Source organism: Nostoc sp. ChiVER01, from assembly GCF_034531155.1.
GTDB lineage: Bacteria > Cyanobacteriota > Cyanobacteriia > Cyanobacteriales > Nostocaceae > Nostoc.
Genome location: NZ_JAVRBS010000002.1, coordinates 146,364 through 158,800, shown reverse-complemented (window position 1 = coordinate 158,800; position 12,437 = coordinate 146,364). Strand labels below are relative to the sequence as shown.

The window sequence follows — 12,437 nt, the reverse complement described above, 5'->3', positions numbered from 1 at the left end:
GCTTAACTACGCAAGCTAAACTAAAAAATAAACTTCACCCCAGCGCGAGGCTAGACTTATGACCTCTGCAACCGACCCATCCATCATCCTCACTCCTTTCCCCGACCATACGCAACTACCAGAGTCAGATGGTACTTTCGTGAAAAATTGGCAAGAGCATCCCCAAAGCATTTTACTCACTGACTCGATTACACCTATCCTTAAACAATTACATCCTGAGGGTGAATATTGTATAGGTCAGGACTTAGGTATTTACTGGCGCTTGACAGATCCGCCAGAACGAGGCGCAGAAGCACCAGATTGGTTTTATGTAGGAAATGTACCGCCCTTGCTTGATGGACAAATGCGGAGGTCTTATGTGTTGTGGCGAGAATTTATTGCCCCTTTAATTGCTTTAGAATTTGTCTCTGGAGATGGTAGCGAGGAGCGAGATAAAACTCCTTGGAAGGGGAAATTCTGGATTTATGAGCAAGTTATTCATCCGGCTTTTTATGGCATTTATGAAGTGAAGAAAGCCAGTGTAGAAGTTTATAAATTAATTGGTGGACAATATCAGTTATTAGCAGCAAATGAGCGCGGACATTATCCAATTACGCGCTTGGGAGTTGAGTTAGGCTTATGGCATGGAGTTTATCAAAACGCCCAATTGCCCTGGTTGCGTTGGTGGGATTTGCAGGGTAATTTGTTGTTAACTGGTGAGGAAAGAGCCGAGCAGGAAAGACAAAGAGCCGATCGCTTAACTGCTCAATTGCGATCGCTAGGCATCGAACCAGAAGTCTAATCTTTACCTATTTATTCACATCCAGTAACCGGGAAGTTTCTAAGCGATTCATCCACTTTGCGAAATAAACTCGATTCGCTTTTTCCTCGGATGGATCTTTAGTATCTATTGGATAAGGCGCTAGTCCTAAAATCGCTGCTGTGGTCACGCAAAACATCGATTTTTGGAAAGTCATACAAATTTGCACTCGCAAATCATCTTCACCCCGAAGACTGCGACGATAAACTTCATGCAAGTACTCTGGAAGATAATGACGCATATCTTGCATCAACAAGGTAGGAGGAATACCTGCACCGCCGATGGGTAAAGGATCGGCGTATAATGCGCCATACTGGAATCGACTTTGATCTGGGGAGATTTGATAAGCTTGAGCGTTGTATGAAACTGTGCCCTGGAAAGGTGTTCCCCTAAAGAAAACTGCTTCTACATAAGGTATTGCTGTGTCTGCTAAGAAAGTCAAACCAACGTCTTGGGGAATGATTTCATAGAGTTTTTCCCGAACTTTGACAGTGTAGGTAATTGGCTTGGATGCATTTTCCACTAACCCTGCTTTAATATGGTCTACAATTTGGGGAATTGATTTGATTTCGCCTTTATCGTAGCGGTCTGATAAGCTGAGGAAAATATCAGCCATGACTCGCCAAAATTGACCTAAACCAGTGTAGTAAGCAGAAACGCGTAACTGTTCGGTCAAAAAGTCTGGAAACAGTTGGTTAATGCCTAAAATTAAAGGATTATTTTTAAATTTAGCTGTGATGACAGCTTGTGCTGTTTCTTGAAATTCTTTTGTATCTAAATATGTATCTAAACCGCCGCCACCGTGCCACATCATGCCTTTCATACAATACTCGGCATATTCAAAATTAATCCGATCATGCCACCAGTGACGAAGTAATTTCTGAAAAGATACTTCTCCATTAAAGTATTTAAAAAATGGGAAAAATACTAAAAACTGATGTTCGGCAATATAATTCAGATTTATTGAATAGGCATCTATAACTACGCCATAGCTTTTGAGAATACCAACTACTTCCACCACATTTTCTGGACTATCGGAAAGTAATGCCTGTCCTGTTTGCAGGCGTTCAATAAACTCAGGCAAAGGTTCGTTTGTGAATTTCTTTCTAATAGTTACCATTGCGATTTCTCCATAAAGTATAGGGTATTGGGCATGGGGCATTGGGCACGGGAAGAGGCAGGACAGGGGACAAGGGGGAGAATGAAAAATTACTTTTTTCTCCTTTGCTCCCTGCTCTCCTGCTTTAAGAGCCTTCCCATCTCCCTATTCTCTACTTTCTACTTCCCATTCCCCATTTTCTTATCCAAGGACACTGTTGCTACAACGCTTTGAGTATTCACCATTGCTGTAATTGTTGGTTCAGTCCAGCGTGCTAACCAACCAGGTTGAATGCCGAAAATAACAATTAGCACAGCTAAAATAGCAGCTGGGCCGCGATCGCTCCAATACACCCGTGGTAGGTTGGTAACTTGTGCAGACAAGCGTCCAAAAAAGGCACGGTTGAGAAGTATTAAAAAGTAAACCGCAGTTAAGCCTGTGCCAATCATTGATAGCAGCGTTTGCACTGGAAAAACTGGAAAACTGCCCCGAAAAATGATGAATTCGGAAATAAAGCCAAGCATTCCTGGTATACCTGCGCTGGCCATTACCCCCACAACAATCAAGCTACCAATTACGGGCATACCTCGTTCTGGGTTCAGCAGTCCTTGAAGGACTGCTAAATCTCGGCTTCCGGCTTTTTTATACACAACCCCTACCAGCAAAAACAGCATGGCAGAAATCAAGCCGTGGCTAATCATCTGCATTACAGCACCCAAGACGCTTAATGGTGTGGAAGCCGCCGCCGCTAAAAGTACGTAGCCCATGTGTCCAATAGAACTGTAAGCCACCATTTTTTTCATATCGGTTTGAGCGATCGCGCAGGATGCACCATATAGTACACTTACTACTGCCCAAATCGCTAACCAAGGAGCCACATAAGCCCAAGCTTCTGGCAACAAGTTCATGCCAAACCGCAGTAAGCCATAAGTTCCCAACTTCAACAACACTCCAGCCAACAGCACAGAAATTGGTGTGGAAGCTTCAACGTGAGCATCTGGCAACCAAGTATGGAAGGGAACTAAAGGAATTTTAATCCCGAAACCTATCAAAATTCCCCCTAGCAGTAAAAGCTGTGTCGCTAAAGGTAAAGTCGTTGGGTTCAAGGTTGCTAGTGCAAAGCTAGAGGAGCCACTCAGCCAAACCATGCCGAGGAAACTTGCCAAAATCAAAATTCCTGAAACGGCAGTATAAATGAGAAATTTTGTTGCAGCATAACCCCGCTTTTCCCCACCCCAAATGGCTATCAAAAGATATAGGGGGATTAGTTCCAATTCGTAAAATAAGAAAAATAATAGTAAATCCTGTGCCAGAAAAGCTCCAGTCACCCCAGCGCTTAATAATAGTATTAAAGAATAATAAAATTTAGGACGCTGAAGAGATTCATCGCTGCTGTAGATGGCAATGCAAGTTAACAATCCATTCAAAACCAGCAGTGGCAAAGATAAACCATCTATTCCCAGATTATAGTTCAAGCCTAAAACATCTATCCAAGGTACAGACTCGGCAAACTGTTGAGTGATTTCCCCTGGATGGAACTGAATTGCTAGTATGATTGTCCACAAAAAAGCGATGCTGGCAAAGACTAAAGCCACCCCACGGGCGAATTTCCCATTGATGCCAGAGGGCGAGAAACCAATTAAAGCTGCGCCGATTAACAGCACCAGAATTAAAACACTAAGCATAGACGGAATTCAGGTAAGGGGAAGCATGAGGAACAGGGGGAGCAGGGGAAGCAGGGGGGAGTAAAAACTTTTAACTCCTAACAGACGCGATTAATCGCGTCTCTACTCCTAACTCCTGTACAGACGCGATTAATTGCGTCTCCTAACTCGCTTAAAAAGGTAATTTATCTAGTAAACCCGATGACCAGCTGATGAATAAACCCAAGACACTGACGACCGCTAAGATGGTCAACATATAGCCCTGAGATTGTCCAGAAATGCTGTACTTTAAAGTTTGTCCGCCGAGAATTGTCGCAAAGCCAACTAAGTTTACTAGACCATCGACTAAATAGCGATCGCTCCAAGCAGAGATTTTAGATAACAGTGCGACTACACCCACTACTGTTAACCGATAAACTCGGTCAATATAAAAATCATAACCTAACAAGTCCTGCACAAATCTCCACGCCAAGATTCTGGATCTTGACCAAGCTTTATGTAGATGAACTGTAGACCCTATACCTACCCCCACGACGGTAGAACTAAACAACGCTAATGCCACATACCAATTAATACTTTCCCAATTCGGTAGCAAGTACCATTGCTGTAGCATTAAAGGCACAAGCAGAGTCAAGACTGTGAGAATCACCATTGGTAAGGCCATCTGCCAACCAACTTCTGGGGTGCGACGGGTCTTTTGTTGTGGTTTACCCCAAAATACTAATCTAAATACTCTGGTTAAGTTCAATGCTGTCAAGCCATTGACTAATAATAAAACCCCAATTACCCAAGGGCTAATATTCACAAAACCGTCAGCCCATGCTAACATTGCCCAAAAACTTCCTAATGGTAGCAGTGTTACCATCCCGGCTGAACCGACAACAAAGGCAGTAGTTGTGGCTGGCATCCTTGACCACAGACCGCCCATTTCTGTTAGGTCTTGGCTTTGGGTGGTCAAAATTACTGAACCAGAACTCATAAATAATAATGCTTTAGCGATCGCATGAGTTAACAGCAACATCAAGGCTACTCCCCCTTGCTGTAACCCCACTGCCAAAAACACTAAGCCCATGTATGCACTAGTTGAATGAGATAGCGATCGCTTAATATCAATTTGAGCTATGGATACTAATGTTGCTCCAATCGCTGTCACCGTTCCCATAATTACTAATACATCCAAGGCAACTGGCGACAGGGCTAACAATGGTTGTAGTTTATACAGTAAATAAGCACCACCAGCTACGACTAGTGAGTTTCTCATTACCGAGGCGGGGTTGGGCCCTTCCATTGCCTCATCCAACCAAAGATGCAGGGGAAATTGGGCGCATTTTCCAGCAGGCCCAGCAATTAACGCCAACCCCAGCAATGTTGATGTCACTGGGCTTAAATTAGCCGTTTGCGCCCACTCATATAAATCTGAAAAGTTCAAGCTCCCGGCTAAGGTAGAAAGCGTCACCACAGCCATCAGCAACAACAAGTCTCCCACCCGTTTGGTTAAAAACGCATCCCGCGCCGCCGTCACTACTAGCGGTTGAGCATACCAGAATCCTACCAGCAAGTAAGTTGAAAGTGTCAGCACTTCCAAAAGGCAATAGCTGAAAAACAAAGAATCACTGATTGCTAAAGCACTCAGCGCTGCTTCAAAAAATCCCAGCAGTGCAAAAAAACGCGCCAACGACCAGTCTTTTTCCATGTAACCCAGAGCATAAACTTGTGCAAGTAAGCTTAACCCTGTAATTAAAACTGTTGCCCCAATACTGACTGCCGAAAGTTCCAAGGCAAAAGATAAGTCTAAATCCGCAGCTTTAAACCACGTCACTAGTAACTTTTCTGGCTCTCTATCCCAGATAATATTAAATACAAACAGACTATGGGTAAAAGCCAAAACTGTCATCAACAAGTTTATGTATGCCGCAGGTCTTGGCCCGGTTCGCCGAATTATTCCTATTCCCCACGGCAACGTCAAAATTGCACCTAATAAGCTATATAAAGGCACAAACCAACTTGTTGAAAATAGATATTGATCCATTTAAATTCACCTTGACGACTCAGCCTTGATTTTAAAAAAGCTTTTATATTATTATTTTATTTATTTCTTAATTTAAACTAAAATATCATTAAGTATTTTTACTTTACTTTCCCCTATTAAACTTCAATAAAATATAACTTCACATAGGTTAAAGCATTTACTTCCTTTAACCTCACCTTTGTTTTTACATTTTTATTTCTACTTTGAACAAAGTAATTTATACGATATATTTGAAAAAATTATATATTTTTTACTTAGTCCTTGTACATATACCAAAAATTGGCATAACCTAGACACAGCATAACATATAGCAGCTTGTCTTCCCTCCCCAGATAAAATTACCCTTGGTTATGAATATCGTTTTGTAAATGTGATAAAGAAATTATAAAGCATAAGTGGCTCCTCTAGGAATCAGTGAACTTTAATTGCTCAGGAGGGCAGATAAATTTTTGTTAAGTTTTTTAAAACTTTCTTATCATAAACTATTATAGTAATTTATATTGCCAGGAAGGCCAACTTTTCCTATGCTTAATTTGGAAGTGTTTTCTTAGCTATTAAGATAAAGCTCTCCCCGTCAAAAATTTCAAGCGACAGTACAGATTGGATTAATATTGTAGGAGTTCTGCGATGCCAATTGCAGTTGGGATGATTGAAACGAAGGGCTTTCCAGCAGTAGTGGAAGCTGCTGATGCGATGGTGAAAGCCGCCCGTGTGACTTTAGTAGGGTATGAAAAAATTGGTAGCGCTCGCGTCACCGTGATAGTTAGGGGAGATGTATCGGAAGTACAAGCTTCCGTAGCTGCTGGAGTTGAAGCGGCGAAAAGAGTATTTGGTGGTGAAGTGTTATCCACTCATATCATTGCTCGTCCTCACGAAAACCTAGAATACGTCTTGCCGATACGTTACACAGAAGCTGTGGAACAGTTCCGTACCTAAAAGCTGTTTAAATAAAGAAATTAACACTCTTTACCTTTTTGAGCATCGCTTTCTCTTGTCCAGGGCTAAAAACTTTAAATAGGGATTAAAATCTAATGTCAATTGCAGTGGGAATGGTTGAAACGCTAGGCTTTCCAGCAGTAGTGGAAGCTGCTGATGCAATGGTGAAAGCTGCCCGTGTAACTCTAGTAGGCTATGAAAAAATTGGCAGTGGTCGAGTTACCGTAATTGTTCGGGGTGATGTGTCGGAAGTGCAAGCTTCCGTAGGCGCTGGTGTTGAGTCAGTGAAGCGAGTCAATGGTGGACAAGTGCTATCTACTCATATCATTGCTCGTCCTCACGAAAACTTGGAATACGTCCTACCAATTCGTTATACCGAAGATGTAGAACAATTCCGGGAAAATGTGAATGCAATTCGTCCTTTCGGTAGAAGACCGTAATTTGTAATGCAAGTCGCCAAAGTTCGCGGCACAGTAGTTAGCACCCAAAAAGATCCAAGTCTTAGAGGTGTAAAACTACTGTTGTTACAATTAGTGGATGAAGACGGAAACATCCTGCCAAAATACGAGGTAGCAGCAGATACTGTAGGAGCAGGAGTGGATGAGTGGGTACTTGTCAGTCGTGGCAGTGCCGCTCGTCAAGTTATTGGCAATGAACAGCGACCATTAGATGCAGTGGTAGTAGCAATCATAGATACTATTCACGTTGAAGATCGCCTCATTTACAGCAAAAAAGATCAATATCGATAGTCATTAGTCATTAGTCATTAGTCATTAGCTCTCGATAAAAGGCAAATGACAAAGGACAAAGGAAAAATGACAGACAATACAGGAGGAATCTCGAAATGGCAGTCCGCAGCACGGCGGCACCTCCAACCCCGTGGTCGAGGAATTTAGCTGAAGCCAAAATCCATGAAACAGCCTTTGTACATTCATTTTCCAATCTAATTGGAGATGTACGGATAGGTGCAAATGTGATCGTTGCTCCGGGGACTACGATTAGAGCGGATGAAGGCACACCTTTTTATATTGGTGAAAACACTAATATTCAAGATGGTGTTGTGATTCATGGGTTGGAGCAAGGTCGAATAATTGGCGATGATCAAAATAAATACTCGGTGTGGGTAGGTAAAAACAGTTGCATTACCCACATGGCTCTAATTCATGGGCCAGCTTATGTAGGGGATAATTCCTTCATTGGCTTCCGGTCTACGGTGTTTAATGCCAGGGTGGGTGCAGGTTGCATCGTAATGATGCACACTTTGATTCAAGACGTAGAAATTCCCCCAGGTAAGTATGTACCTTCGGGAGCGATCATTACCAATCAGCAGCAAGCTGACCGCTTGCCAGATGTGCAAGATCAAGATAAAGACTTTGCTCATCATGTGGTTGGGATTAATCAGGCCCTGCGAGCTGGTTATCTTTGTGCTGCGGATAGCAAATGTATTGCACCAATTCGGGATGAGAACACTAAATCTTATAAGGGTAATGGTGTTACTGTTTTAGAGCTAGAAAGGAGTAGTGAAGTGGCGAGCAATAGCTTGGGTGGAGAAACAATAGAGCAGTTGCGTTATCTATTGGAACAAGGGTATAAGATTGGTACAGAACACGTAGACCAGAGACGGTTCCGCACGGGTTCTTGGACTAGTTGCCAACCAATTGAACCGAGATCCATCGGTGAAGCGATCGCAGCATTAGAAAGCTGTGTCAGCGAGCATAGCGGCGAGTATGTCCGCCTGTTTGGTATTGACAAAGATAGACGACGTGTGTTAGAAAGCATCATCCAACGCCCGGATGGTGATGTGAAACCAGCCAGCAATTTTAAGGCTCCGGCTAGTAGTTATAACAGTAGTCATAGCAATGGCAGCTATAGTAGTAATGGAAATGGTAACGGCTCTAGCAGTGGCAAAGTCAATGGCGAAACTGTAGAGCAAATCCGCCAACTTTTGGCAGGTGGTTACAAAATTGGCATGGAACATGTAGACGAGCGCCGTTTCCGTACTGGTTCCTGGACTAGCTGTAAGCCAATTGAAGCAACTTCTATAAATCAAGTAATTTCCGGCTTAGAAGAATGTATAGAAAGCCATCAAGGCGAGTATGTGCGTTTAATCGGCATTGATACCAAAGCCAAACGACGGGTATTAGAGAGCATAATTCAACGTCCGAATGGCCAAGTAGCTCCTTCTGGTAGTCAAAAATCATTTACTAGCAGTGGAACTTCTGGTCATGCTACGGCAACAGCTACCAGTAACCGTTTGAATTCAGAAGTGATAGACCAACTGCGGCAATTATTGGCTGGTGGGTATAAAATTAGCCTTGAACACGTAGACGAACGACGATTCCGTACAGGTTCCTGGACTAGTACTGGTCAAATTCAAGCCTCCTCAGAAAGAGAAGCGATCGCAGCTATAGAAGGACACCTTGGCGAATACCAAGGAGAATATGTACGCTTAATTGGTATTGACCCCAAAGCCAAACGGCGGGTGTTAGAGACCATAATCCAACGTCCAAATGGTCAAGTAGCATCCTCTGGCAGTCAGAAATCATTTACTAGTAGTGCGCCTTCTGCAACAGCAACAGCAACAGCTACCAATACCCGCTTGAGTAGTGAAGTTGTAGACCAACTCCGACAATTATTGGCTAGCGGCTCTAAAATTAGCCTTGAACACGTAGATCAACGACGCTTCCGTACAGGTTCTTGGACTAGTACTGGTCAGATTCAAGCCTCCTCAGAAAGAGAAGCGATCGCAGCCGTAGAAGGACACCTTGGCGAATACCAAGGGGAATATGTGCGCCTAATTGGTATTGACCCCAAAGCCAAGCGTCGGGTATTAGAAACGATTATTCAAAGACCATAGTAGGGAGTGGGGACTGGGGAGTAGGGAGTAGGGAATGGGGCATTGGTCATTGGTAGATTAATCAATAAATAATTCTTCCTCCCCTGCTCCCCCTGCCTCCCCTGCCTCCCCTGCTCCCTTTGCCCCCTCATCTCCATTCCCCACTCCGGCTTCCGAGGTTAAAATTTCCATGTCTGTGCCGCTACTGCGCCTCAGCAATAACTTTGATTCTTACATTAGTGGTGAGGTGACTATTCATCCAAGCGCAGTACTTGCACCTGGGGTGATCCTCCAAGCGGCTGTAAACAGCAAGATCATCATTGGGCCAGGAGTCTGTATTGGCATGGGAGCAATTCTCCAAGTCCATGAAGGAACCTTAGAGGTAGAAGCAGGCGCAAACTTGGGAGCTGGTTTTTTGATGGTTGGCAAAGGCAAAATTGGAGCAAATGCTTGTATTGGGGCAGCGACAACAGTTTTTAACTGTTCAGTTGAACCTGAACAAGTAATTCCACCTGGTTCGATTTTAGGAGACACCAGTCGGCAAGTTGCCCAAACAGGCCAAACAAAAGAACCAGAATCAGCCATAAATAACCCAACTTCTACAAGTGCTGCACCGGAGAAAGAAAAGGAAAATGGCTTAGGTGGAGGTAAGGAAAAAGAAGTTTCCTCAACTCAATTCTCAGCTTCGGCTTTTGTGGATTTCAAACAAAACAAGTCGATTTCTTACTTTAAATCTCCCGCCACTCCAGAAAGCCAGCCTCCTCCCGTAGAAAAATCAGCCAATGATGTTAACTCCACCTTGCAAGAATCTACCCAAGAGTCTACAGAACATGACTCAGACCCCAATCAGCTAGCTACAGAACCCTCTAACGGTTTCGGGACTCAGATTTATGGGCAAGGGAGCATAAACAGACTGCTGACTACATTGTTTCCCCATAGACAATCCCTGAACAACCCAAACTCTGACGATTAGTCCAAGTAAGTGTTAATTGTAAGTTGTCAGCTTTGTGATTATCTGGGAAAGTTCATAATGGAAACATCTAATCAACGGTCTTTGAAAGCCATCGAGGGAGTGAGTAATCGAGACACCTTCCAAGATACTGCTTTGGGTTTAGTTTCTACCCGCAGCTTTCCAGCAATAGTTGGGACGGCGGATATGATGCTAAAGTCAGCAGGAGTTCATCTAGTTGGGTATGAAAAAATTGGTGGCGGGCATTGTACTGCGATCATCCGGGGTGGAATTGCTGACGTGCGTCTTGCGGTAGAATCTGGTGTCCAAACAGCTGAACAGTTTGGTCAGTTGGTTTCTAGCTTGGTGATTCCCCGACCTTATCCCAACCTAGATATAGTACTTCCCATCACAACTCGTTTTACTAAATTGATGGAAGAGGGGAATTATAGCCGTCTCAGTAATCAAGCAATTGGTTTGGTAGAAACGCGAGGATTTCCGGCAATGGTAGGAGCATGTGATGCCATGCTCAAAGCTGCTGATGTTCATTTGGCAGCTTATGAAAAAATTGGTGGGGGTTTGTGTACAGCGATTATTCGGGGTTCCGTAGCAAATGTAGCAGTAGCAGTGGAAGCAGGGATGTTTGAGGCAGAACGCATTGGGGAATTAAATGCAGTAATGGTAATTCCCCGACCGCTAGATGAAATGGAGCAAACCTTGCCCTTAGCAAGCTGCTGGATAGAAGAACGCGAACCGTTAAACTTACCAGTGAATATTAAAGAACAAGTTGCCGAAATTGAAGTATTAAGATTACCAGATTTAACCAAGCTCCCGACAAAAATTGCCGAAGAATTATGGAATGATGAATGATGATAGATGAATTTGGGAAAATCATCATTCATCGGGAAGTGGAAGGAATCTTACGCTTTTCTTGTTGTTCTGATAATAGCTTCTTAAATCCATAAATAAAATACCTTTGTTTTAATAGAAGTGATAGAGTTTTATCTATAATATATAAAACTCATAATTTTCTATGAGCATTGCTATAGCATTTGCAAGTGTTTAGTAATCTAGTTTTATATCGATGAATAGCTATTTACAGGAGAACCAGCTTTGAAGCAAGCGACGCTGCACCAGTTAAAGGTATTCGAGGCGGCAGCACGGCACAGTAGCTTTACTCGCGCTGCTGAGGAATTGTTTCTCACACAACCTACCGTCTCGATGCAAATTAAGCAACTTACAAAATCAGTAGGGTTGCCATTATTTGAGCAAGTAGGGAAGCGGTTGTATCTCACCGAGGCAGGACGAGAATTATTTGCTACTTGTCGGCAGATTTTTGAAAATATAGCCCAGTATGAAATGAAGGTAGCAGATTTAAAAGGGCTAAAACAAGGACAATTACGTTTGGCAGTGATTACAACAGCAAAATATTTTATCCCACGTTTGTTAGGGCCGTTTTGTAAACTTTATCCAGGGATTGATATCTCGCTGCAAGTAACGAATCACGAACAAATCTTGGAACGGATGAGTAGTAATCTGGACGACTTATATATTATGAGCCAAGTTCCAGACAATATGGATGTGACTTGTGAACCATTTTTAGAAAACCCTTTGATAGTTTTTGCACCAGTTAATCATCCGTTATCTAAAGAAAAAAATATTCCAATTCAACGCCTGTCTAACGAACCTTTTATTATGCGAGAACCAGGTTCAGGAACTCGTCGCGCCGTTCAAAGTCTATTTGAAGAACAAGGGGTGACAGTAAAAGTCAAGCTAGAATTGGGAAGTAACGAAGCAATTAAACAAGCGATCGCAGGTGGTTTAGGAATTTCTGTTTTATCTCGTCATACCTTACTATTAGACGCTTCAGAGTTTAGCATTTTAGATGTACAACACTTTCCCATTGAGCGATATTGGTACATGGTTTACCCATCTGGCAAGCAGCTATCGATCGTTGCTCGTGCCTATTATGAATATCTACTAGGTGCGGCAAAAAATTTTGCAGAGCAAAACGCTGATAGTGCTTCTAGTACGCTTGAACCAACTCACGGATAATTCGTAATTTGTAATTACGAATTACCTCAAGGGGTTGACGGCTAGACCGGGAAGCATTGACAATTAACCA

The 12,437-nt window shown here is 43.0% G+C and carries 11 protein-coding genes and 1 pseudogene; 9 read left to right on the top strand and 3 right to left on the bottom strand.

All coding sequences use genetic code 11. The annotated features are described in order from the left end of the window. Positions 1-58: 58 nt before the first annotated feature. The gene (locus RMY00_RS03005; RefSeq protein WP_322646154.1) at positions 59-781 is read left to right on the top strand and encodes a Uma2 family endonuclease; all 723 of its coding nucleotides are present in this window, start codon (positions 59-61) and stop codon (positions 779-781) included. Positions 782-788: 7 nt separating this feature from the next. Here RMY00_RS03005 and RMY00_RS03000 read toward each other — a convergent pair whose 3' ends face one another. The 3 genes from RMY00_RS03000 to RMY00_RS02990 form a co-directional block, all read right to left on the bottom strand. Continuing rightward, the gene (locus RMY00_RS03000) at positions 789-1,919 is read right to left on the bottom strand and encodes a CO2 hydration protein (protein ID WP_322646153.1); all 1,131 of its coding nucleotides are present in this window, start codon (positions 1,917-1,919) and stop codon (positions 789-791) included. Positions 1,920-2,077: 158 nt separating this feature from the next. Beyond that, positions 2,078-3,583, bottom strand: a complete 1,506-nt coding sequence (locus RMY00_RS02995) for an NADH-quinone oxidoreductase subunit M (protein WP_322646152.1) — start codon at positions 3,581-3,583, stop codon at positions 2,078-2,080. Between the two features lie 151 nt (positions 3,584-3,734). After that, positions 3,735-5,591 (bottom strand): NAD(P)H-quinone oxidoreductase subunit F, encoded by a 1,857-nt coding sequence (locus tag RMY00_RS02990; RefSeq protein WP_322646151.1) that lies wholly within the window; start codon positions 5,589-5,591, stop codon positions 3,735-3,737. A 627-nt stretch (positions 5,592-6,218) separates the two neighbouring features. On the opposite strand from RMY00_RS02990, the gene RMY00_RS02985 reads away from it, so the two are divergent. The 8 genes and pseudogenes from RMY00_RS02985 to RMY00_RS02950 all read left to right on the top strand — a co-directional run bounded on the left by RMY00_RS02985 (position 6,219) and on the right by RMY00_RS02950 (position 12,367). Then, positions 6,219-6,527 (top strand): carbon dioxide-concentrating mechanism protein CcmK, encoded by a 309-nt coding sequence (locus tag RMY00_RS02985; protein ID WP_012410633.1) that lies wholly within the window; start codon positions 6,219-6,221, stop codon positions 6,525-6,527. A 95-nt stretch (positions 6,528-6,622) separates the two neighbouring features. Beyond that, a complete protein-coding gene (locus tag RMY00_RS02980) occupies positions 6,623-6,967 on the top strand; it encodes a carbon dioxide-concentrating mechanism protein CcmK (protein ID WP_039748664.1) in 345 nt (114 codons plus the stop codon). 6 nt (positions 6,968-6,973) lie between these two features. After that, the gene (locus RMY00_RS02975) at positions 6,974-7,276 is read left to right on the top strand and encodes a EutN/CcmL family microcompartment protein (protein ID WP_322646150.1); all 303 of its coding nucleotides are present in this window, start codon (positions 6,974-6,976) and stop codon (positions 7,274-7,276) included. Between the two features lie 95 nt (positions 7,277-7,371). Further along, positions 7,372-9,036 (top strand): annotated as a pseudogene (locus RMY00_RS02970) (ribulose bisphosphate carboxylase small subunit); the annotation flags it as partial. Then, positions 9,010-9,384, top strand: a complete 375-nt coding sequence (locus tag RMY00_RS02965; RefSeq protein ID WP_322646410.1) for a ribulose bisphosphate carboxylase small subunit — start codon at positions 9,010-9,012, stop codon at positions 9,382-9,384. The pseudogene RMY00_RS02970 and the gene RMY00_RS02965, both read left to right, overlap by 27 nt. A 169-nt stretch (positions 9,385-9,553) precedes the next feature. After that, positions 9,554-10,336, top strand: a complete 783-nt coding sequence (locus tag RMY00_RS02960; protein ID WP_322646149.1) for a transferase — start codon at positions 9,554-9,556, stop codon at positions 10,334-10,336. A 57-nt stretch (positions 10,337-10,393) separates the two neighbouring features. Next, positions 10,394-11,182, top strand: a complete 789-nt coding sequence (locus tag RMY00_RS02955) for a BMC domain-containing protein (protein WP_322646148.1) — start codon at positions 10,394-10,396, stop codon at positions 11,180-11,182. 243 nt (positions 11,183-11,425) lie between these two features. Beyond that, positions 11,426-12,367, top strand: a complete 942-nt coding sequence (locus tag RMY00_RS02950) for a LysR family transcriptional regulator (RefSeq protein ID WP_322646147.1) — start codon at positions 11,426-11,428, stop codon at positions 12,365-12,367. Positions 12,368-12,437: the final 70 nt, after the last annotated feature.